Genomic DNA, 22531 nt, shown 5'->3' on the forward strand with positions numbered 1-22531 from the left:
CGGGACATCCTCTCCTACGCCCCTGACAACGCCGTGAGTGCGGGACTTTTGTGCGACACGCCGGGCGTGTCGCACAAAAGTTCCGCACTCACGGGAGGCTCGGGCGGGCGGTGGTGGCCCGGCCCGCAGCGCTCTCGGCGGCCTCGCGCTCCTGGGCCGCCTCCGCCGTCCGGCCGAGGCGCTCGAGGACGTCCGCGAGCTCGAGGCGCGTCACGGCCTCGCCGTCCGCCTCGCCGGCAGCGGCGAACTGGTCGGCGGCGGACCGGTAGACGGCGGCCGCCTCGTCCTCGCGCGTCGCCTCGAGCAGCGCCCGGGCCGCGAACAGCAGCGAGCCGGCCCCGCTGCGGGCGTCGCCCGTCTCGGCGAACAGGTCGGACGCCTCGAGCGCGGCCGCGACGGCCTCGTCGAGGTGGTCGAGGGCGACGAGGGAACGGGCCCGGGAGTCCGTGACGTCGGCCACGAGCCACGAGGCGTCGTGGCGTCGCGCCAGGTCGAGCACCGCGTCGAGGTCCTGCAGGCCCGCCGGGTCGCCGTCGGCGCAGCGCGCGCCCGAGCAGGTGCAGGACGTCGACGAGCAGGCCGAGCTGCTCGGCCTCGCGCGCCTGCGCCACCGCCGGCTCGAGCAGCTCGACGGCGTCGCGCGCGTACCCGGCCTGGAAGTGGAGCGTCCCGTTGGCGAGCCGCACCCGCGCCGCGCCGACCTCCGCGTCGTCCTCCTCGAACAGGTCGACGGCCCGCGACCAGGCGGACGCCGCGGCGCCGGGCTCGTCCGCGTCGTGCGACGCGTGCCCGAGCGCCTCGAGCGTCTCGGCCCGTGCCGCCGGGGGTGCGCCGTCCGCCTCCTCCTGGTCCAGCACGGTCTGCAGCACCTCGACGGCCTCGGCCGCCGCTCCGACCGCCGCGAGCTGTCGCCCGAGCGCGTACCGCGCGCCGACGACGCGCGGGGACTCGGCGAGCTCCGCCTGTCGCACGGCGAGCCGCAGCCGCGCGACGGCCTCGTGCGGGCGCTCGAGGTCGGCGAGGATCGCCGCTCCGAGCATCGCGGCGTCGGTCGCACGCTCGCGGGCGCCGAGCGCGAGGTCGAGCTCGAGCGTCGCCGACGCGTCGGCGAGCCCCCGGTCGAGGTCGCCCGCCCCGGCCCGCAGGCGGGCACGCAGGCGGTGCGCGTCGGCGAGCCGGGCGCGGTTGCTGCCGGGCGCGGCGTGCAGCGACGCGACGAGCTCGTCGAGCGCCGCCAGCGCCTGCTCTCCGCCCGACGGTCCGGCGCCACCCGGCGCGCCGGGCTCGGCCGGGGCGCTCTGCGCGAGCGACAGCGCCAGCACGAACGTCGCCCCCTCCCACAGCTCGTCGACGCGCTCGGCACCGCGCGGAGCGAGGACTGTCGCCCGGCGAGCCGCCTCCACGATCTGGGGGCCGACGACCGCCGCATCGCCGTCGTCCTCGGCCGACCGCCCGAGCAGGACCGCGAGCGTGAGGGACGCGTCGGCGGCCGCCGCGGGCTCGCCCGCCGCCTGCGCCGCCTGCGTCTCGGCCTCGAGCCGGGCTACGTCGTCGGGCACCGCGGTGCCGAAGAGCACGAGGCCGAGTCGCTCCTCGAGGTCCGCCTGGTACGCCTGCCCGGAGGCGCGCAGCGCCGCGATGCGCTCGGCGAGCACGAGCCGCGCGTCGTCGTGGTGCTCAGCGGTCACGAGGATCCCGAGCTGGGTGCCGAGGAGCGCGGCGCGCTCCCTGGCGCCGGCGATCGCCAGGCCACGGTCGACCGCGGCCAGCGCGCCGACCACGTCCCCGACGATCGCCCGCTCGCGGGCCCGGACGCCCCAGCCGCGTGCGTCCGCCGGGTCGGGATCGGGCACGACGACGGGGGCCGGCGCGGGCGCGTCCGTCTCGACGGGCACCTCGTACCGCTCGTCTCCGAGCGCGCGGAACCAGGCCAGCCGGCCGGCGAAGTGGTCGTTCCCGTTGCGGGTGTCGAACGCCTCGGCGATCCGGGCCGCCGCCGCCCACGCGCGGGGCGCGAGCTCGGCGGCGCTCCAGCGCCCCTCGTGCTCCCCCACGAAAGGCGCGAGCTCCGCCCCGTCCGAACCCCGGACGGGGGCGTCGCCGTGACCTGCCGTCGCCACGGCGTCGAGCAGCAGCGCGGCGGACGCGAGCGCCTCGAAGTGCTCGAGCGCGTTGAGGCCGTCGTGCCCGAACCACGGCAGGTGCCGCTCGAGCATCGACAGGCCGCGCGCCTCGTTGCCGGTGATCGCACAGAACGCCAGGTGCCGCGCGACGATGCCGAGGTTGCCGGCGTTCCCGCGGGCGTCCCGGTAGCTGCGCAGGTGCGCGGCGCGGGCGTCGTCGAACCGGCCCGCCCGCAGCATCGGGACGAGCGCCTGCGACAGCGCCCGCTCGGGCTCCTCGCCGCACGCGTACCCCTCGGTGACCATCTCGTCGTACAGGCGCAGCGCCTCGTCCTCCCGCCCGACCGCGGCGAGCCAGTCCGCGGTCTCGGAGCGCACGCACGCGTCGCAGTGGCTGTACTCGTCGTCGGGGGTGACCTGCAGCTCGGCGTACGCGGCCTCGGCCTCGTCGGCCCAGCCGTTCGCCGCGGCCGCGCCGAAGCGCGCCATCACGACGCCGCTGCGCCCCACCCCGGCCCGGTCGTACCGCTGCGCCATGTCGTCGAGGACCGCGTGGATCTGCTCGGCCGGGAAGACCGGGTTGAGGGACAGCGCGCCCGACATCCACTTGTAGTGCCACAGCAGGTCCCCGCCGATCTCGGGGCCCGACGTCGGGAAGCGCTCGGGGTCCCGGTCGTGCATGCCCACGCACCACGCGAACGACGACAGCACCGTGTCGGTGTCCCCCGTCATGTTCGCCGACGCGGTGAGGCGCATGCGGGCGCGGTACTCCCGGACCTCGTCCTCCCCTCGACGGCGAGCGCGAGCGCCTGGTCGAGCAGCGCGCGCTCGTGCGGCCCGAACGGCGTCTGGTCGACCTCCTCGAGCAGGGCGTCGATCCGGCGTCCGGCGGCCTCGGCGTCGGAGGCGTGCGTCGTCATGGTTGCGGTCATTCCTTCGGTTCGGTGCGGTGCGTCGTCGGGTGCGGGGTGCGGCTCAGTGCGCGGCGCTGAGCTGGACGAGGTCGGTCAGTGCGCCGGTGAGCAGCGCGCGGTCTCCCGGCCGCAGCGGCCGGTGCCCGGCGAGCAGCGCCTGCACGTACAGGAGCTGGGCGGTCCGGGCGAGGACGGCGTCGTCGTCGGTCGCGGCGAGGGTCCGGACGAGCGGGCTGGACCAGTTGAGGCAGAGCCGGGGCCGGGTGGGCGCCGCGGGACCGCCGCCCGGCGCGGCCTCCGACGCCTTGCCGAGCACGCCCGCCCACAGGCTCGGCGCGACCCGGCGCGCGGCCCCGCGGTCGACCGCGCGCAGCGCGTCGCGGCCCGCCAGGTACAGGGCGGGCACGTCCGCGGGCTCGTACCGGCGCACGACGACGTCGCACCCGACGGCGTCCAGGACGGTGCCCGCGCGGTCCTCGAGCCGGGCGACGGTGGCGCGGTCGTCGAGAGGGGGCACGTCGAGGGCGTCGAGCGCGTCCTCGACGGTCGCGCGCGCGACGCGCACGCCGTCGAAGACGTCGGGCAGGCGCCGCACCACGTCGGCGTCGTGGACGTAGCCGCCGTTGACGACGGGCCGGTCCGGCGGGGCGAGCGCGGCGACCTGCCGGAACTCGTCGACGGTCTCGGTGTAGCGGACCTCGGGGTACCGGGTGACGAGCTCGTCGACCGTGAGCACGCCCACGGACGTCTCGAGGCGGAGCCAGCGCAGGACGAACGAGGCGAGCTCGTCGTCGTGCACGACGAGGCCCTTGAGCGAGCGCTCGTGCACCGCCACGAACTCGGCGAGCCGCGCGGGTCGGCGCAGCCCGAGGTCGAGGACCCAGCGGCGCACGGCGGCGCCGAGCTCGGCCCGCGTGTGCTCGAGCGCGTCGTCCTCGACGAGCGCCTCGCGGGACGCGGTGGGGCGCAGACCGGTCGTGTCGACGACGGCCCGGACGAAGAACGCCCAGTCGGGCAGCAGCCCGTCCCAGCGCTCGTCGAGGAGCATGCCGCCGAGGTGCACGACGCTCGCCTGCCGTGCCCCGGGCGGCGGCGCGAACGGCAGGACGTAGGCGGTGCCGCGCGTGCCGGTCGCGGGGACGGAGAGCTCGATCGCGTCGAACGGCTCGGCTCCGACGAGGTCGCGCCCGAACGCGCGGACCTGCTCGGCGAGGTCGGCCCGCCGCTCCCCCGTGGCCGCGAACACCGGCTCCTGCGTGACGGTCTCCCAGGCGCCGTCGGGCCGCTCGACCCGGACCGGCACGTCGAGGAACCGCGCGTACGTGCGTGCGAGGCCGAGCGCGCCGTCGTGGTCGAGGAGGGCGACGTCGTCGGGCCGGGCGGTGAGCCGGACCTCGTTGCCGACGGGGACCCCGGCCGCCTCGTCGCCGGTCAGCTCGCGCACGGAGAACGTGCCCTCCGCGCTGCCGACCCACTCGACGGGCGGAGCACCCGTGGCCGAGCGCGACCGCACGACGATCTCGTCGGTCACCATGAAGCAGCTCAGGAGGCCGATCCCGAACCGGCCGAGGAGCCCTTCGCGCGGCAGGTCGAGCAGGTCGCGCTTGGAGCTGCGCCCGACGGTCGCCAGGAGGTCCCCGACCTCGGCCGCGGTCAGCCCGGCGCCGTCGTCGACGACGCGCAGCACGCCGCCCGGACCGCCGGTCGGGTGGATGCGCACCTCCCACGGGCGGCCCGCGCCGTCGGGCTCGAGGTCCGCGCGGGCGCGGACGGCGTCGCGGGCGTTCTGGACGAGCTCACGCAGGTACACGCGCGGCCCGGAGTACAGGTGCCGGCCCAGGAGGTCGACGACGCCACGGAGGTCGACCTGGAAGGGACGGGTGGCGGGCGTGGTCTCGGTCATCACGGTCGATCCTGCCAGACGCGACCCACACCCCGGAAAAGCGCTGTGGGCATCCGTGCGGCTGTCCCGGCGAGAGCCGGACCAGCCGAACGGATGCCCACAGCGGTGGTGGGGCTACGTCGTCAGCGGTGGGCGGTGAGCCGCACCGCCGGCGACGTGGCCTTCTCGACGTACTCCGAGGACGGTGTGAAGACCGCCTTGACCGTGATGATCCGCGTGTACGTCCGCGGCAGCGTGATGGTCGCGCGGCCCTCGTCGGCCGACGTGAGCTTGACGCTCTTGACCGTGTCGCCGTCGACCCGGATCTCGACGGTCCCCACCGGCCAGGCGCCATTGGAGAGCTTCGCGACCCGGACCTTGACCGTCGGGTGGGTCCCCGACCGGAACGACGAACCGGTCACGTCGACCGCGGTCGTGGCCTTCGCGACGCGGAACGGCGTGTGCGAGGGTCGCGACGCCGCGCCGTCGGCCGTCCCGGTCGCCCCGAGCACGGCCACGACGTCCCGGTAGGTGCCCGGCCTGAGCGTCGACGACAGGGTTGCCACCGCTCGGTAGCCCCAGCCGCTCCGCTCGACCTTGGCGTGGCCGAGCACCGTGGAGCCGCTGCGGAACGTCACGGTGCCGTTGGTGGCGCCGGTGACCCACGCGGTCACCTTCGCGACCTTGCTCGAGCCGTAGACCTGCGACGGCTTCGAGAAGGCCGGGACACCCACCGCGGTGTGCGCCTTGGCGACCGTCACCTTGACGGTCTTGCTCGTGCTGCCGGCGTACACGTCGTCACCGGCGTAGCGCGCACTGTAGGCGTGCGTGCCGACCCCGACCGTGTCGAGCGTCAGCCGCGCCTTGTGACCGACGATCGCGACCAGCCCGAGCGACGTCGTCCCGTCGAAGAACTCGACGGCACCGGTCGCGTGGTTCGTGACGTCCGCGGTGAGCTTGACCGGGTCACCGAGCGTGACCTTGGTCGCGTTCACGCTCAGGGTCACCGACGACGCCTTCTTCGCGTGCTCGACGACGACGCTCGCCGTCGCGGACGCCTGCGAGTCGCGCCCGACGGCGAGCACCGGGTAGGTCCCGTCGTCCGCCTTGGCCGGGATGGTCTTCGTGGTGGTGAAGGACCCGCCCTTGTCGGCGACGACGCCCGGCTGGGCGGCGAGCGAGCGGGCCGAGGTGGCGACCGGTGTGGCGCTGAGCGTCACGTCGACCGTCTCGCCCGGCTCGAAGCCGGTGCCCTTGATCGTCACGATGCCACCGGGGTGGACCTTCGCCGGGGTGACGGCGAGGGCCGCGTGGTACTCCGTCTTGACGACGACCTTCGTGGTCGCGACGACGCTCTTCTCGCCGTCGTCGACGGTCACCGAGACGGTGTAGGTGCCGGCCTGCGCGTAGGTGTGCGTGCCGGTGACGGTGCCGTCCGCGACCTCGGCGGCGTCGACGGGGGTCTCGTCGCCCCAGTTGACGGTCGCCGTGTCCTGGCCGCCGAGCCCGCCGGTCACCGTGGCGAGCGCCGCGGTGAACTCCTGGCCGGTGGCCTGCTGGGCGACGTCCGTGCCCTCGGCCGCGAGGGCCGGGTGCGTGGTGCGCTGCCCGTTCGAGGCGATCGCGACGACGTGGATCAGGCCGTCGCCGAGACCGTTCTCCTGGTCGGGCAGGGTGATCGACGCGACCGTCTTGCCTGCCGGGATGTCGACCGGTGCGGTCGAGAAGACCGCGGCGGCCTGGTTGTCGCCGGCGCCCGAGCCCTTGAGCCGGTCGTCGGAGAGCGCCACGGCGATGTTCCCGAACTGCGGGCTCTTCGCCGCGCCGACCCAGTCGCCGTAGTCGATGGCGAAGTCCTGCGTGCTGCCGTCGGTGAACGTCAGCGTCGCCGTCCCGTGCTGCGCCGTCTCGTTCGCCGTCCCGATGACGGAGAGCTGCGTGGCACCGGTCCCGAGGTCGAGCGCGATGCGCTGACCCTTCGCCACCGCGGTGTCAGGCTTGCCCGCCGCGACCTTCGGGAGGTCGAACGTCAGGTCCGTGCCGGGCACCGCGACCATGGTGCCGGGCACGTAGCCCTTGGTCGCGAGCGACGCGGCGTCGAACGTGTACCCGTTCCCGTCGCAGTCGCCGCTGATGCCGGCGCCGAGCGTCGTGAAGCAGGTGATCGAGTACGCGCCGACCAGGGAGTCGTCACGCGACACCGTGACCGTGACGGGCTCGGAGGCCTGCTTGTCGCCCTGCTTCGCCCAGACCCGCGCCGTGTAGACGCCGGCCTTGTCGAACGTGTGCGGTGCCGTGATCTGGAGCGCGCCGAGGCCCGACTTGGTGACGGTGGCCGCCTGCGGCCCGTTGCCGTCGAGGAAGTCGACGGTGGCGGTGAAGTCCTTCGGGTCGGTCGAGGTGCCGCCGGTCACGGTCGCGTACGCGCCCGTGAACGAGGTCCCGACCTTGCCGGCGAGCTTCTTGCCCGGGTACAGGGCGAACGTGTCGGACTGCACCGTCGTGTCGACGAGCAGCTCGAGCTCGGCGAGCGTCGGCGCGCTGCCGTCGCTCGTCGCGGTGACGTGCAGCCGGTACTGGGAGTACAGCGTCGGCTTCGCGACCGTGAACGGCCGGGTCTGCGTCGCCCAGGCGAACTTCTGGTCCGTCCGGGTGTCGAGCGCCGTCCAGCTCTCGCCGTCGTTGGAGCCCTCGAGGGTCCAGGCGGTGGGCGTGGAGCCGTTCGCCCCGTTGGTGAGCGTGTAGGACGCGACCGCGACCGGCCCGCTCGTCGACGACCACGTGACCGTGGGCGTCGCCGAGGAGAACGTCACGGCGCTGCGGGAGTTGTCGTCCACGAGCGAGCTCGTGTCCGTGCCGTCGTCGGAGGACGTGTCGCCGTAGGACGGCTTGGTCCCGTCGACCTCCGGCGTGCGCACGCCCGTGTCGCTCGTGCGCTCGCCCCACGAGGTCGGCGTGGCGCTCATGTCGAACGTGAGCGTGCCGCCGTCCTTGAGCGCGGACTCGTCGAGGTTCACCCCGTCGAGCGCCTTGCCGTTCAGGCTGACCGACTTCACGTACACGTTCTGCTTGCTGTTGTTCGCCGCCTTGATCGTGAGGTCGCCGCCCTTGAGGTGGACGGTGGCGTCGCTGTAGAGCGGCGAGCCGATCGTGTACTGGCCGGAGCCGAGCGCGAGCGGGTAGAAGCCGAGGGCCGAGAAGACGTACCACGACGACATCTCGCCGTTGTCCTCGTCGCCCGGGTAGCCCTGCCCGATCTCAGACCCCACGAACAGCCGCTGGGTGATCTCGCGGACCGCCGCCTGCGTCTTGGACGGCTCGCCGGCCGCCGCGTACAGGTACGGGATGTGGTGCGAGACCTGGTTGCTCATGCCGAGCTGGCCCATCCGGACGTCACGGGCCTCCTTGGCCTCGTGGATGCCGTAGGTGCCCTTCTCGGGGGTCGAGAAGAAGGTGTCGAGCTTCTTCAGCAGGCCGTCCGTGCCGCCGTACAGCGCGGCGAGGCCGTCGATGTCGTACGGCGCGTGGAACGCGAAGTTCCAGCCGTCCGTCTCGGTGTAGTCCCCGCCCCACTGGGTCGGGTCGTACGTCAACGGGTCCTTGGCGAACGTGCCTGCCGGCGTCTTGCCCTGGAAGAAGTTCACGGCCGGGTCGAACATGTTGACGTAGTTCGTGGCCCGCTTGGTGAAGTACGACGCCTCCTGCGTGAGCTCGGCGACGCGCGACTTCGGGGTCTCGGGGTCGGCGGCCAGCTTCTCGGCCATCTTCCCGATCGCGAAGTCGTTGATGTACCCCTCGAGGCCCCACGAGACGCTCTCGCCCGTGGCGTTCGAGGTGTAGCCGATGAACTCGGACGTGTCGAGGCCCTTGCGGCCCACCGCGTTCGACGTCGGGAGCACGGTCGCGTTCTTCACGGCCGCGTCGTACGCCTCGAGCGCGAGGTCCGTCGGGATCGCGCCGGACAGGTACGACTCCGCGAACGACGCGTCGGAGCTCGTGCCCGTCATGAGGTCGGCGTAGCCCGGCGAGGACCAGCGGGCGATCCAGCCGCCGTCGCGGTACTGCTGAACGAACCCGTTCACGAGCTCGGTCGCGACGTCCGGGTAGAGGAACGAGTACAGCGGCCAGACGGTGCGGTACGTGTCCCAGAACCCGTTGTTGACGAAGATCTTCCCATCGACGACCTTGGCGTTCGTCGCCGTGTCGGTGGCCGTGCCGCTCTTGGCCGAGACGGGGCTGGCGTACTGCCACTTCGCAGCGTCGGCGGTCCCGGTGTTCTCGGACTGCGAGTTCGGGTACAGGTTGAGGCGGTACAGGTCGGAGTACAGGTTGATCTTCTGCACCTGCGTCGCGTCCGGGACGTCGATCACGCCGAGCCGGTCGTTCCACTGCTTCTGGGCCGCGCTGCGGACCTGGTCGAACGACTGGCCCGTGACCTCGAGGTCGGCGTTGTGCTTGGCCTGGTCGAGCGAGATGAACGACGTCGCGATCCGGAGCTCGACCGAGCTGTCGGACGACGTGTCGAACCGCGCGAACTGGGCCGTCGTGCGGCCGGTCGCGGTGCCGACGGCGCTCGGGGCGCGGTCGAACTGCCCGTACACGAACATCCGGCTCGCGCCTGCGGAGAGCCCGCTGCCGCCGTCGACCCAGCCGCTCACGGTGCCGTCCGCGGCGACCTTGAGCGACGACGTGCCGGCCACCTGGTCGACGATCGCCGTGCCGCTCGCGGCGCCTGACGGGAACGTGAAGCGGTACACGCCGGCGTGGTCGGACGGCGTGACCTCGGCCTGGATCCCGTCGGTGAACTTCACCGAGTACAGGTCGGGCTGCGCCGTCTCGTCGTCGTGCGAGAACTCGAGCCCGCGGGCCGACAGGCCGGCGTCGGGGTCCCGGTCGCGAGCGACGGCATGATCGCGAGCTGGTCGCGGTCACCCATCCAAGGGCTCGGCTCGTGCGAGATGCCGATCGCCTGCAGGACGGGCAGGTTCTTCGCGTCGTTGCTCGACGCGTAGTTGTAGAGCCAGCTCTGCGAGCTCGCGTCGGTCATCGGGGTGAAGAAGTTGAAGCCGTTCGGGACGGCCGTCGCGGGGATGTTGTTCCCGCGCGAGAAGCTGCCGCTCGCGTTCGTGCCGCGGCGCGTGTCGACGTAGTTCGTGCGGCTCGAACCGTCGATCGTCGTGGCGTGCTGGACGTCGACGTCGTCGAGCCAGCCCGAGAACACGGTCTTCGCGGTGCCGCCCGGGTTGTCGTACGAGAGCAGGATCTTCGTGATGTGGCGGCCGGCGAGCGACGACAGGTCGACGCGCACCTTGTTCCACTGGTCCGCGTAGAGCGCCTTCTCGCGGCCCTGGTCCTTGGCGTCGGCGCCGAAACCGTACTGGTCGGTCAGGTCCTTCGCGGACATGAGCGTGCCGTCGTCGAGCTGGAGGTCGACGGCGACGTACGTGGCCGGGTACTCGAGGTCGCTCGGGTTCATCGTCGGGAAGACGGTGTAGGACAGCTCGCTGTCGGAGCCGATCGGGATGTCGACGTCGGAGTAGAGGACGTCCGTCGAGGACGCCGTGCCGTCGGCGAGGTGCGAGCCGGAGTAGAACAGCGCCTGCGTCCCGCTGAAGCCGGCCTTCGTCTTGGCCGTGGGCGACGACACGGGCCCCGCGCCGACCTCGGTGTGCATGGGGCTCGCGGGGACGGGGTTGTCGGTCCCGTCGAGGATGTCCCAGTCGCCGAGCTGGATGAGGCTGTCGCCGCTGTTCTTGGTGATGTTGAGCCGGTAGTACGCGTAGGAGCCGGGGTTCGCGACGGTGTACGTGTTCGTCACGAAGCGGTCGGAGAACGTCTGGCCGGTCTGGCTGTCGACGTCGACCCAGGTCTTCCCGTCCGTGGAGCCCTGGACGGTCCACGCCTGGGGGTCGCGCGTGGGCGAGTCGTTGGCCGAGGTGATCGTGTACTGCTTGACCGTCTGCGCGGCGTCGAGCTGGTACTGCAGCCAGCCGGTGTTGGTCCGGACGAGCCACTTGGTGGAGCTGTCGGCGTCGGCGGCCTTGACTGCGGTCTCCGACGGCGGGTTCTCGCCCGACGCCGTCACCCCGGTGACGTGCGGGAGCAGGCTCCCGTTCGCGTACCGCGCCCCGGTGACGTTGACCGGGTCGCTGAACGCGGTGCTGAGCAGCGGGGCGGCGTCGCCCTGCTCGAACGACGACGCGAACGTGCCCCCGGCGGGGCGTCGTCGGCGTGGGCTGCGGGTGCGACCAGGCCGCCGAGCGTAGCGACCAGAGCGGCGCTGACCGCGCTCACGGTACCGACGCGGGCGGCGGAGACCGCTCGTCTCCGGGTGCGACCGGGCGGCCGCCCGGCATCGCTGAACTGCAGGCTCATCCTCGACTCCTGGGGTCCGTCGTCAATGACGTTCGATCCGGTGCGGCCCGCACGGGCTGCGCCCCTCTGACATCGCTGTCAGTCAAGCCAGACAGTAGACAGCCCGAAGGAGGGTGTCAACAGGGGCGAGCCGTCACGGCCGCAGCCGGCCGTCCCTCGTCGAGTGGGCCGCGCACGCCGGGTCGGTGCGCGGCGCGTCAGGAGGCGGGCGGACGCTCACCCGAGCCGCGGGCGACCAGGCGCGTGGGAAGCACCCACGTCTGCGGGTCCTCGACCCGACGGCCCTGCCGCGCGAGCAGCGCGCGGGCGGCCTGCCGCCCGATCTCAGCGGGGTCGTAGGACACGGTCGTCACGCCCAGCAGGTCGGCGAGGTCGAAGTCGTCGAAGCCGACGAGCGCAAGCTCGGGGCGACCTCGGCCATCGCGTGCAGCACGCCGGTCGTGATGCGGTTGTTGGCGGAGAACACGGCGGTGGCGTCCGGGTCGTCCACGAGCAGCGCCTTGACCGCCTCGGCCGCGGACTCGGCGTCGTGCGCGCCCTCGCGGACGAGTGCGCGCCAGTCCACGACGCCCGCGGCCTCCATCGCGTCGCCGAACGCACGCTGCCGCTCGCGCTGCGGATGCAGGCGCGCGTAGTCGCCCACGTACGCGATCCGACGATGCCCGGCCGCGAGCAGGTGCTCGACGGCGGCCCGCGTGCCCCCGTAGTTGTCCAGGAGGAACGCGTCCGCGTCCATGCCCGCCGGTGGACGGTCGACGAAGACGATGGGGACACCACGCTCCTGGACGTCGGCGAACGACGCGTGGGACGTCAGCGTCGAGGTCAGGATGAGTCCGCGGACCCGGCGCAGCGCGAACTCGTCGACGAGCGTGACCTCCGCGTCCGGGTCCTCGTCCGAGCTCGCGATCGTCAGCTGGAGCCCGAGCGCCCGGACCTCCTGCTCCACGCCCTTCGCCATCACCGAGTAGAAGGGGTTCGCGAGGTCGCCCGTGATGAACGCGACGACACCAGGGACCACGCCGCGCTTGAGCAGGCTGGCCATCGGGTTCAGGCGGAACCCGAGGTCGTCGGCGACGCCCAGGACGCGTTCGCGGGTCTGCTCCGCGACGTAGCGCTCGCCGTTCATGACCCGGGACGCGGTCTTGAGGCTCACGCCGGCGCGTTCGGCGACGTCGGCCAGCGTCGGTCGTCGCCCCGTGCTCGTCGCGGCGCTCGCGCCGTCGTGCTGGTCCGCCCTGACGCCGCTCTCGGTGCCGTCCGCGCCCATTGAGCCCTGCCTCTCCCGCGCTCCCGATGGTCGCGCCAGCCTACCGCTTCAGGCGTTGACGTATCGGATGGGGTCGACCATCATCGTGACAGCGTTGTCACGTTGCAGTTCGTCGTCGAGCTCAGTGACAGCCGCTCCCCGCTTCACCTGCGCTGCGCACGACGCACCTGGCGTAGCCCCGCCCAACGTCGAGACGGAGATGCCCTGATGAAGTCGCACCGGACACCATCCACCCGCGCTCCCCGCGCCCTCGGGGGCCGCACGCTCCGGCGCGCGGGCGCCTTGGCCACCGCGCTAGGCCTGGGGCTCGCCGGCGCTCTGGTCGCCGCGCCGGCGGAGGCGGCCGCCAGCACCCCGACCGCCCTGACGGCCGGCGGTTACTGGTCGGCCTCGTACGAGACCGGGACGCCCCAGCCAGCCGGGTTCCCGGCGGCCGGGAGCACCGTCGAGGTGCGAGGAGACCAACTCGTCCCGTCGTCGTCGATCACCTCGGTCGTCTCCGCGCACGCGAACGCCGAGAGCACGACCGAGCACGTCCAGAGCCTCGCCGACCGCGACCCCTCGACCAAGTGGTACGCGGCCGGGTCCGGTGCCCCGTCCGAGACGTCGCCGCTGTCCGTGGTCTACACGCTCGCCACCAGCGCGCGGGTCACGACGTACGCCGTCACCGCCGGCGGCGACAGCGCCACGTTCCCCGAACGGGACCCGAGGTCCTGGACCGTGCTCGGTACCGACGACGCGGCCGTCGCGGCCGACCCCGGCTCGTCCGGGTGGCAGACCGTGGACACACGGACGGACCAGACGTTTGCCTCGAACGGCCTGACCCGCTTCTACCACGTCGAGCAGCCGGCGTCGTACCGCTACTACCAGCTCCGCGTGACCGCCAACGCGGGCGGCGCAGCGAAGAACGCCAACACCCAGATCGCGGACTGGACGCTCCGCAGCCAGGACACGACTGGCACGGCCCCGCTCGGCGCGTCCGTGGAGAATGCCGACACGGTGCCAGGCGGGGCCGGCACGCGCGCGGTCCGGTGGTCGGCCGACGTGCTCGCCGACGGCAAGGCCGCGTCGACGGTCGTGCTCCAGTCCGGTCTCGACGTCCCCGTGGGCTCCACGACCGATCTGACCTACCTCGTCCGGCCGACCGATGCAGCGTCCGCGCACACCACGGTCGACGTCGCCTACACCGATGTCGACGGCGGCTCGCCCCACCGGTTCACCGCACCGGCGACGACGACGCCCGCTCCGGGACGGTGGGACGAGGTCACCGTCAGCCTCGCGGAGCTCGCGGGCAAGCACGTGACCGAGCTGCTCCTGGGCTACGCGGACGACGACGCCCACGCCGGACCGCTCGAGGGCTGGATCGACCAGGTGCGGCTCGGCCGGCCGCTCGTCGACGGGTCGACCACCTGGACCTACCTGGACGCCGGGAACGTCGATCCCGCGGGGAGCGCCACGGACCGGACCGCCTGGACACGGACGGACGCCACCCTGGGCGACGGCTGGAGGGACGCGAGTGGCCCCTTCGGCGTCAAGGGCACGGGGACCGCCCTCGGCTCCGGCTACCCCGTGACGACCAAGCTCCGCCTGTACACCGACGGCTCCGCGGCGCCGGACGTCCCCGCGTACTTCTTCCGGACCACGTTCACCCTCGACGCAGACGCCCTCCGCTCGCTGCCGGACCTCGTCGGCACCCTGACCTACGACGACACAGCGACCGTCTACCTCAACGGCGAGCGGATCGCCGGCTGGAACGACGACAAGGTCACGAGCAACCTCCAGTACGAGACGCCCGACGGCACCGCAGGTGGGGGCGACCCCGTCACCAGCACGTTCACCGTCCAGGCCGCCGACCTCGTCGCGGGCACGAACACGCTCGCGGTCGAGGTCCACCAGTGCAACAGCACGAGCTCTGACGCCTACTTCGGGCTCAACCTGGCGCCGTCCACCGCGGCCACGGGGTTCACCACCGACCAGCTCGCCCCGACCTACGCCTCGGACACGCTCCCCGCGGCCCCGGACGGCGCGGACTACGACACGTGGCTCCTGCGGTCCTTCACGGACGCCGAGCAGACCCCCAGCATCATGGGTCCCAACACCATCTACCCGACGGGCACCACCGTGGACGACCTCCAGGCGCTCGACGACACGAAGGTGGTCGAGATCAACAACGCCTACACGAGCAAGAGCGACCCGCAGGTCGTCAAGGCGCTCGACGACGGCGCGCACAGCCCGCACCAGACGATGGCGGACGGCCTCGGCAGCGTCCTCGGCCCCCTGTACACTCAGGCGCTCGCCGACGACGAACTGCCGAAGACCAAGGCCCTGCTCTCCTACCGCGTCGAGAAGGCGACGTCGTCGTCGGGTGACAGCTACCAGACCGCGAAGAACAGCTACCAGTACAAGCGGCCGTTCGTGCGGATGGGCTTCACCTCCGACGGCGGCCTGATCAAGCAGTGGGACAGCGCGGGCGGCTACGCCGGTCTCGCGGGCGACGGGTCGTTCCCGAGCGGCCACACCTCGCACGGCTACTCGCAGGGGATCACGCTCGCGACTCTCCTTCCCCAGCTCGCGCCGCAGATCCTCGCGCGCGCGTCCGAGTACGGGAACAACCGCATCGTGCTCGCCTTCCACTACCCGACCGACATCATGGGAGGCCGGATCGTCGGGGAGGATACGACGACGAGGCGCTGGTCGGACGCGGGCTACCGCACCCTGCTCACCGCGGCGCGGACCGAGCTGCAGTCGGTCCTCGCGCAGAAGTGCCGGGAGGTCGGGGCCGGCAGCACGCTCACGGCGTGCATCGCCGGGCAGCAGCAGTACCTCCCGACGTCCGACGCCCTGAGCGTCTACCACGAGCGCCTCACGTACGGGTTCCCGCAGGTCGCAGCGACGGACAAGGCTCCGTCGGTCCCGCAGGGCGCGGAGAACCTGCTCCTGAGCGCGTTCCCCGACCTCACCGCGGCCCAGCGCCGGACAGTCCTGGCCGCCACCGAAGTCCCGTCGGGCTACGTGCTGGACGACGAGTCCGGCGCGGGCAGCTACCAGCGGCTCGACCTCGCAGCCGCGATGGCGGCGAAGGTCACCGTGAACCACGACGGCACGCTCACCGTCGACGGGACCCGCGTCGGCGCCGACGGGCTGCCGGTCACCGCACCCGCACGGACCAGGCTGCACGCGACGGCGCAGCGCACCGGCTACGGCGAGAAGGCGTCGGTCCTGGTCACGGCGAGCGCGGCCCACGGGGTCGTGCCGCGCGGCACGGTGACGGTCCGCGAGGGCCGCACCACGCTCGGCACGGCCCGCCTCGGCGCGCGGGGCATCGCCATCGTCGCGCTGCCGCGGACCCTCGCGGTCGGGAGCCATCACCTCGCAGTGCGGTTCGTGCCTACCGATCCGGTCGTGACGACCGCGGCCACGACGACGGCGACCCTCCGGGTGACGAAGGGCACGGTCCGGATCACGCGGGTCGCCGTCGGCTCCGGGCACCTCCGGAAGGGCGAACGCGCCACCGTGACGGTCCGGCTGGCCGGGCCGGGCTCGGTCCCCCCACCGGAAGGGTGACGCTGACGGTCGACGGACGGACGGTCGGAAGCGCCCCGGTGCGCACCCGCGACGGGGTGAGCTCCGCGACGGTCCGCACCGACGTCCTGCGGCGCACGGGCTGGCTCGAGGTGGTCTACGGCGGCAGCGTCTCGCTGCGGGCGACGACGTCCACGACGGACCGGTACGTCAGGAGCTGATCGCAGCCCCGACCGCCACGTGCGCGCGCCTCAGGATCCCATGCCCAGGTGCGCTCCCCCGGCGACGTCGAGGCTCACGCCGGTGATGTAACGGTGCGCCGGGTCCGTCAGGAACAGGACCGCCTCCGTGACCTCGCGCGGCTCGGCGAACCGCCTCATCGGCAGCTGCGCCGCACGAGCACGCCGGGCGGCGTCGGCCTCGCCGGCGTCCGCCGCCTTCTGCGCCCACATCGCCGTGTTCACCGGACCGGGGCAGACCGCGTTGACGGAGATCCCGTCGGGTCCGAGGATCCCGGCGAACGAGAACATCACGTGCAGCACGCCGATCTTGCTGACGTTGTAGGGCATGTAGTCGGTGCGGGCCTCCTTGGCGGCCACGGAGGAGAAGAAGAGCATCGTGCCGCCGTGACCGGCGGCACGCATCGCCGCACCCACCTCGCGAGCCATGGTGAACGTGCCGACCGTGTTGATCCCGAGCACGCGCTCGAACTCGGCCGTGGTCGTCTCGAACGGGTCCGGCGTGGCGCCGAGCACGCCGGCGGCGTGCACGAGCGCGTCGATCCTCCCGTGCCGCTCGACGGTCCGCCGCACCACGTCCCGGCACGATCCCTCGTCCGTCACGTCGAGGTGCATCGAGTCCGGTCCCTCACCGACCCCAAGATCGGCCTCCATCACCACCGCGCCCTCGTCCCGAAGGGTCCGGACCACGTCCTGCCCGATGCCGCCCGCCGCGCCCGTCACCAGGACGACCTGGCCGTTCCTGCCGCTCATCCGTCCATCTCCTCGTTCGTCGGGCCCCGCGGTCGCGGGGCCGTGGTCGGACTCAGCGCCGCGCACGGCTCCGCCAGACGCGACCGGGCTGCTCCGTCGTAGGCAGGCCGGCCTCCGTCAGGATCATGTCGAGCAGCTCCTGCGTGCGCACCGCCTCCCGCCCGCTGGTGAGGGGCTCGCCGCGATCGCGGACCCGGTCGAGGAAGTGACGGACCGCCGCGGCGAACCCGAACGTCTCGGTCGCTGTCGCCCAGCCGAACGCCTCGGGCGACATCGACCGCACCGACGTCGCGCCGTCGCGCGTGACCGCGACCACGTCGGGTGCCTCGACGTGCACGCTCACACCGCCGCCGTGCGCGTCAAGCCGTTCCGACCAGGCACCCGCGTCACGCGCTGCGACAAGCACGCCGGTGTTGCCGTTCGCGAAGCGCACGTGCGCCGACAGCCCCTCCTCCTGCCAGGGGTCGTCACCGTACGCCCGAGCGCTCACGGACTCGACCTCGCCGCCGCAGTACCAGCGCAGGAGATCGACCATGTGGACGGCGTTCTCGAACGTGGCACGGTACTCCGAGCCCGCCCGATTCTTCTGCGCGACGCAGATGCGTGCCCCGCCGCGACCGAAGGCCTCGTGCCCGGCCACATAGGTGGGTGCGAACCTGCGGTTGAAGCCGACCATGAGGACCCGGTTGGCTGCCTCGGCGAGGTCGGCGAGGCGAGCCGCCTCGGCCGTGGTCGGCGCCAGCGGCTTCTCGCAGAACACGTCGAGGCCCGCCGCGAGCGCGACCTCCACCGCGTGAGCGTGCGCGGACCTCGGGGTCAGGACGAAGAGGGCGTCGAGCTCGTGCGCGGCGACGGCCTCCTCGACCGTCGGGCTGACGGCGACGAACCCCATCGTCGGCGCAACGGCTCAGGGTCGAGACGTCGCGACACGAGCGTCGTCAGCTCGACGTCGTCACGAGCAACGAGCGTGGGCAGCTGCGCCACCGACGCGATGTTCCCGGCGCCGACGACACCGACCTTCAGCCGGCTCATCGGGCTCCCTCACGCACCGCCGCGAGGAAGCCTCGCAATACGTCGGCCGAGCGCGCGAAGCCCACGGCGGGCGCCTCCAGATCCTGTGGATGCCACCGGTACTCGTACTCGATCGAGAGCAGCCCGTCGTATCCGAGGCCCGCGAGCTCTCCGAGGATGCTCCCCCACGGGACGATCCCGTCGCCGACCACACGTGAGGTAACGGCGCGCTCGTCCTCGCGGACCCGCGCCGTCTCGCTCGCGACGAAGGGCCGCGACGCATCCTTGAAGACGAGATCCTTCACGTGCACGTGCGCTACCAGGTCTCCCTGTACGGCGAGCGCCTCGTGATAGTCCTCGTCATGGGTGAAGGTCAGGTTCGCCTGGTCGTAGAGCACGCGGACGCGCGGCGACGAGACCTCCCGCACCAAGCGCGCCGTCGTCTCCGCCGTCCGGGTCATGGTCCCGAAGTGGTTCTCGACGCAGAGCACGACGTCCGTGCCCTCGGCGTGGTCGGAGAGCTCCACCATCGACTCGACGAGCGCCGACCAGTGGCGGTCGTGGTCCGACCGCCCCTCCTGCCACTCCCCCGTAGACGCGGACGCGCGTCGCCCCGAGCTCGGCCGCCGCGTCGACAGCCGCGCGCAGCTCGTCGACGGCGTCGGTCCGCACGCTCGCCGCGAGGGCGTTGATGGCCGTGGTGTAGGGGGTCAGGGCGACGATCTCGACCCCGGTCGCGTCTGCGGCGCGCGCCGCGCGCCGTACCGAGCTGCGGTCCGCGGGAACGATCGCCGCCGGATAGTCGACCTGGCAGATCACCTCCGCGGCGTCGAGGTCCGCCCCACGGAAGAGCTCGAGCGCCTCCGGGAGGTCGAGGTGGGGCGTGCCCAGCGTGTGTCCTGCGATTCTCATCCGTCCGTCATCCTCGTGTCGTGGTCAGGTCCGGCCGCCCGCTCGTCCGCAGGCCCGATGAGGTCGGGTGGGTGACGCACGCGCGACCGGTCCACGAGCTCGATCAGCAGGCCCCAGGGGGTGGTGACATACGTCCAGCGGTTCCCCGCGACCCTCGGGCTGTCGCCGCCGACCTCCTTGCGGCCACCGAGAACCCGAACCCCGGGGACCGCCTCGAGCCGTGCGATCGCCTCGTCGACGTCGGTCACCGAGTAGCAGAGGTGGTGGCCGCCCGGATCGCAGTGGCGGGGCCGGTCCGCCCGCGCGTCCGCCGACCACCACTGGAAGAGCTCCAGGTTGAGGTTGGGCGGCATGCGCAGCATCGCCAGCTCGAGGTGCGCGTCCGGGGGCACGCCGAAGTGCTCGGGCATGAAGTCGGGGTCCGGACCGCGCCGGGACCGGTAGAGCTCCTCGGCGCCGAAGACGTCACGGAAGAAAGCGACGCCCTCGTCGAGGTCGGGCACGGTGAGCGCGACGTGGTCCACCCAGGTGACCAGGTCCGCGACCCCCGTCGACGAGGTCACGATGTCACTGCTCTCGTCGAGTCCCGCACCAGGAGAGACGGCTCGAGCACGATGTGCTCGGCGGGATCGCCGGCGATCAGCCGCGACGCGAGCTGCAACGCGATCTCCCCCATCGCGTCGATGGGCTGGCGGATCGTCGTGAGCCGCGGGTTGGACCTCGCTCCGAGGTCCAGACCGTCGAACCCGATCACCGACACGTCGTCCGGCACACGGACCCCGCGCCGTGCGAGCTCGCCCACCAGCGCGAACGCGACGACGTCGTTGGCCGCGATGATTGCGCTGGGTCGGTCGTCCGAGGCGGCGTACTCCGCCGCGGCCCGCGCACTCGCGCCGGGGCCTCGCCCCTGACCGAGCAGGCGCGCGCCGGTCCCCGCTCGGCGGAGAACCGTTCGAAGGCCGCTCGCCGGTCCGCGGCCGTATGGGTGCCCACGATCCCGGACACGTAGCCGATCGACCGGTGCCCGAGCTCGGTCAGGTGGTGGAAGGCGAGCTCGATCCCACGCGTGCTGTCGACGGTCACCGTCGGCACCGCGCTGTCCTCGTCGAACCGGTCGATGACGACGACCCGGTGGCCGAACGCGGATCCCTCAAGCTTGCCGGGGTCGATCCGCGTCGACGGCGCGACGATCGCGAACGGGGCGTAGAGGCTCTGCATCGACTCGAGGTAGTGCTCGGTCCGCTGCTCGTCACCATCGGTCACGCACAGCACGAGCTGGTACCCGTGCGCCTCGGCGGCGGCCGTCATGGTGCGGGCGAGCTCACCGAAGAACGGGTTGGTGATGTCGGGCACGATGAGCGGGACGAGGTTCGACGTCTTGCGCCGCAGGGCCTGCGCGAGCGGGCTGATCGTGTACCCGAGCGACTCGGCGACCCGGATGATGTGCTCGCGCGTCTCCTCACGGACGACCTCGGGGCGTGAGAACGCACGCGACACCGTCGACTTGTGCACCCCGGCCGCCCTCGCGACTTCCTCGATGTTGGGGCCGTTCATCGGTCGCTCGCTCCCTCGGTCGTCGTGGTCCCCGCGGCCCGGTAGGCGGCCCAGACGATCGACATCGCGGCATGGAGGTCGTCGAGCGTGGGGAGCCCGTCGAAGTCGCGTGCCACCGTGCGCGCGACGTCCCGGACGAACGGAGCGTAGAGCGGGTCGCTGTCCACGTCGATCCTGCGCTCCTCGCGGCGCCCGTCCTTCCTGACGAGCTCCGCCTGGCCGCGCTCGTCGATGCTCGCGAAGCCCTCCTCTCCCGCGACGGTGAACGAGCAGTACCGCTTGCTCGGCGCGTCGGGGAACGCGTAGCCGACCTCGATCAACGCCTCCCGACCCGAGCCGGTCGCGACGACCAGGCTCGCGTGATCCTCGACGGCCTCCCCGTGCATCGTCGACCGCAGGCTCGACGAGACGAGCGAGGCGCCCTCGCCGACGTGGGCGAGGAACAGGTCGACGAAGTGCGGGCCGAGGTTGGCGAGGCATCCGCCGCCTGCCGCGACGGGGTCGAGCATCCACGGGTTCCCGTTCACGCGATAGCGTTCCGGCGGCCCCGCGATGAAGCTCGTCCGCGAGTAGACCGGGCGTCCGGCGCGACGCAGCCACGCGTCGACGGGCCCGCCGCGCTGGACCAGCGGGACGGTGGCCGGCACTCCTGCAGCCGCCGCGGCGTCACGGACCTCCTCGAGTGTCCCGAGGTCCGTGCCGAGTGGCTTCTCGACGACGAACGGGACTCCCCGGCGGATCAGCTCGAGGCAGCGGGCTCCCATCGAGTCGTGACGCCCGAAGACGTAGGCGAGCTCGATGTCGGGCAGGTCGAGGATCGCGTCCTCGGTCAGCGCGGGCGCGCCGAACATCCGGCTCCCGGCGACGGCGGCCGCCGGGTCGGCGTCGGTGACGGCGACGACGTCGTGGTGCTCTCGCATGGCCGCGGCGTAGAGGGGGACGTGCCAGTGCGACGTGCCTATGACTACCGTCCTCGCGCCGCTCATCGGGTGCCCACCGTCCTTCGGTCGTCTGCCAGGAGTTCGTTGATCGACGTCGCGAGCTCGATCGGCGCGACCGCGGCCTCGATCCCGACGTCGGGAGGCCCGCCGCGCGCGAAGTCGAGGGCGCTCCTCGCCTGTGCGGCGAAGAGGTCCAGCGGCTCGACCAGGTCGACCCGCTCACGTTCGCCGCGGTCCCAGCTCCGCAGCGTCCAGTTGCGCCAGTGCCTCCTCGAGCCGGTCGCGACGGCGTCGATCTCGAGGTCGAAGTCCCGGTCGTTGAGGCCCTCGTCGTTGAGCCAGGGCGACCAGTAGGTCTCGAGCTGCACGTGCACCGCGCCCCCGATCCGGTAGGAGGCGTGCACGAGCTCGGGCACCCCTGAGCCGTACAGGCCGGAGCTGCTCCAGGCGTCGAGCACCTCGACCTCGCCGGGGACGGCCGCCCCGACGAGCTCGAGCGCGTGGACGGCGTTCACGACCACGACGCCGCCCCCGGAGGCGTCGGCACGCCAGGCGGTGACCTCGTCCTTGTGCGCGACGGTACGGATCCGCACGGCGCGGACGTCCGCACGGGCCGCCCAGGACGTGAACGCGCCGAAGAACGGGTGGTGGTGCAGCATGTAGCCAACGGCCAGGTTCTCCCGCGCCCGCCGCTGCACGCCGAGAGCAGCGACCGCACCGAGGTCGGCCCCGACGGGCTTCTCGCACAGCACTCGCAGCCCTCGAGCGAGAAGCAGGGCGCACACGTCCGGCTGCACCTGGGTCGGCAGCGCCACGACGACGAGGTCGACGTCACCCGGCTCGAGCTCGTCGGCGCGGGCTACCCGGGCTCCGAGTCGACGTGCGAGGTCGGCCGCTCGCGGGTCCTCGTCCACGATCGCCGTGACACGAGCCCCGACCGCCCGGAACGCCTCGAGCTGCCTGGACCCGGCCCACCCGCACGCTCCGACGACGGCGACGCGCACGACCGGTCGCGCTGCTGAGGTCGCGCTCATCCCT

At 72.8% G+C, this 22531-nt stretch carries 15 protein-coding genes and 3 pseudogenes; 2 read left to right on the top strand and 16 right to left on the bottom strand.

Annotated features, from left to right (window positions below; translation table 11 throughout):
- Nucleotides 1-14: 14 nt before the first annotated feature.
- The 7 genes and pseudogenes from QQK45_RS01465 to QQK45_RS01495 form a co-directional block, all read right to left on the bottom strand.
- A complete protein-coding gene (locus tag QQK45_RS01465; RefSeq protein WP_284291608.1) occupies nucleotides 15-2879 on the bottom strand; it encodes a hypothetical protein in 2865 nt (954 codons plus the stop codon).
- Nucleotides 2852-3043: a hypothetical protein gene (locus tag QQK45_RS01470; RefSeq protein ID WP_284291610.1), complete on the bottom strand. Its 192-nt coding sequence runs from the start codon at nucleotides 3041-3043 to the stop codon at nucleotides 2852-2854. The genes QQK45_RS01465 and QQK45_RS01470 overlap by 28 nt, the downstream gene beginning before the upstream one ends.
- 55 nt (nucleotides 3044-3098) lie before the next feature.
- Entirely contained in the window at nucleotides 3099-4940 is a 1842-nt protein-coding gene (locus QQK45_RS01475) for an HSP90 family protein (protein ID WP_284291612.1), read from the bottom strand.
- A gap of 122 nt (nucleotides 4941-5062) precedes the next feature.
- A complete protein-coding gene (locus QQK45_RS23550; protein WP_488803259.1) occupies nucleotides 5063-7885 on the bottom strand; it encodes an Ig-like domain-containing protein in 2823 nt (940 codons plus the stop codon).
- A gap of 45 nt (nucleotides 7886-7930) precedes the next feature.
- Nucleotides 7931-11004: pseudogene (locus tag QQK45_RS23555) on the bottom strand (GH92 family glycosyl hydrolase); the annotation flags it as partial.
- 487 nt (nucleotides 11005-11491) lie between these two features.
- Nucleotides 11492-11647 carry a substrate-binding domain-containing protein gene (locus tag QQK45_RS01490; protein WP_284291614.1) on the bottom strand — a complete coding sequence of 52 codons (156 nt, stop codon included), beginning with the start codon at nucleotides 11645-11647 and terminating at the stop codon, nucleotides 11492-11494.
- The gene (locus tag QQK45_RS01495) at nucleotides 11644-12561 is read right to left on the bottom strand and encodes a LacI family DNA-binding transcriptional regulator (RefSeq protein WP_284291616.1); all 918 of its coding nucleotides are present in this window, start codon (nucleotides 12559-12561) and stop codon (nucleotides 11644-11646) included. Before QQK45_RS01495 ends, QQK45_RS01490 begins: the two co-directional genes overlap by 4 nt.
- A 207-nt stretch (nucleotides 12562-12768) precedes the next feature.
- Here QQK45_RS01495 and QQK45_RS01500 point away from each other — a divergent pair, with 207 nt between their 5' ends.
- Nucleotides 12769-16125: a phosphatase PAP2 family protein gene (locus QQK45_RS01500; protein ID WP_284291619.1), complete on the top strand. Its 3357-nt coding sequence runs from the start codon at nucleotides 12769-12771 to the stop codon at nucleotides 16123-16125.
- Between the two features lie 56 nt (nucleotides 16126-16181).
- A complete protein-coding gene (locus QQK45_RS01505; RefSeq protein ID WP_284291621.1) occupies nucleotides 16182-16304 on the top strand; it encodes a hypothetical protein in 123 nt (40 codons plus the stop codon).
- A 30-nt stretch (nucleotides 16305-16334) separates the two neighbouring features.
- On the opposite strand, the gene QQK45_RS01510 is transcribed toward QQK45_RS01505, so the two are convergent.
- The 9 genes and pseudogenes from QQK45_RS01510 to QQK45_RS01550 all read right to left on the bottom strand — a co-directional run bounded on the left by QQK45_RS01510 (nucleotide 16335) and on the right by QQK45_RS01550 (nucleotide 22527).
- Nucleotides 16335-17075 carry an SDR family NAD(P)-dependent oxidoreductase gene (locus tag QQK45_RS01510; protein ID WP_284291623.1) on the bottom strand — a complete coding sequence of 247 codons (741 nt, stop codon included), beginning with the start codon at nucleotides 17073-17075 and terminating at the stop codon, nucleotides 16335-16337.
- A 52-nt stretch (nucleotides 17076-17127) separates the two neighbouring features.
- On the bottom strand, nucleotides 17128-17967 hold the full coding sequence (locus tag QQK45_RS01515; protein WP_284291625.1) for a Gfo/Idh/MocA family protein: 840 nt from the start codon (nucleotides 17965-17967) through the stop codon (nucleotides 17128-17130).
- A gap of 136 nt (nucleotides 17968-18103) precedes the next feature.
- A complete protein-coding gene (locus QQK45_RS01520; RefSeq protein WP_284291628.1) occupies nucleotides 18104-18616 on the bottom strand; it encodes a sugar phosphate isomerase/epimerase family protein in 513 nt (170 codons plus the stop codon).
- Nucleotides 18617-18719: 103 nt separating this feature from the next.
- Nucleotides 18720-18998 (bottom strand): annotated as a pseudogene (locus QQK45_RS01525) (sugar phosphate isomerase/epimerase); the annotation flags it as partial.
- Complete coding sequence (locus tag QQK45_RS01530; RefSeq protein ID WP_284291629.1) at nucleotides 18995-19561, bottom strand: VOC family protein; 567 nt, start codon at nucleotides 19559-19561, stop codon at nucleotides 18995-18997. The gene QQK45_RS01530 and the pseudogene QQK45_RS01525, both read right to left, overlap by 4 nt.
- On the bottom strand, nucleotides 19558-19917 hold the full coding sequence (locus QQK45_RS01535; RefSeq protein ID WP_431310315.1) for a substrate-binding domain-containing protein: 360 nt from the start codon (nucleotides 19915-19917) through the stop codon (nucleotides 19558-19560). Before QQK45_RS01535 ends, QQK45_RS01530 begins: the two co-directional genes overlap by 4 nt.
- Nucleotides 19918-20003: 86 nt before the next feature.
- Nucleotides 20004-20552 (bottom strand): annotated as a pseudogene (locus QQK45_RS01540) (LacI family DNA-binding transcriptional regulator); the annotation flags it as partial.
- Entirely contained in the window at nucleotides 20549-21538 is a 990-nt protein-coding gene (locus tag QQK45_RS01545) for a Gfo/Idh/MocA family protein (protein ID WP_284291634.1), read from the bottom strand. The pseudogene QQK45_RS01540 and the gene QQK45_RS01545, both read right to left, overlap by 4 nt.
- Nucleotides 21535-22527 (bottom strand): Gfo/Idh/MocA family protein, encoded by a 993-nt coding sequence (locus QQK45_RS01550; protein WP_284291636.1) that lies wholly within the window; start codon nucleotides 22525-22527, stop codon nucleotides 21535-21537. The genes QQK45_RS01545 and QQK45_RS01550 overlap by 4 nt, the downstream gene beginning before the upstream one ends.
- Between the last annotated feature and the right edge of the window lie 4 nt (nucleotides 22528-22531).

Source organism: Luteimicrobium album (genome assembly GCF_030161555.1).
GTDB classification, from domain to species: domain Bacteria; phylum Actinomycetota; class Actinomycetes; order Actinomycetales; family Cellulomonadaceae; genus Luteimicrobium; species Luteimicrobium album.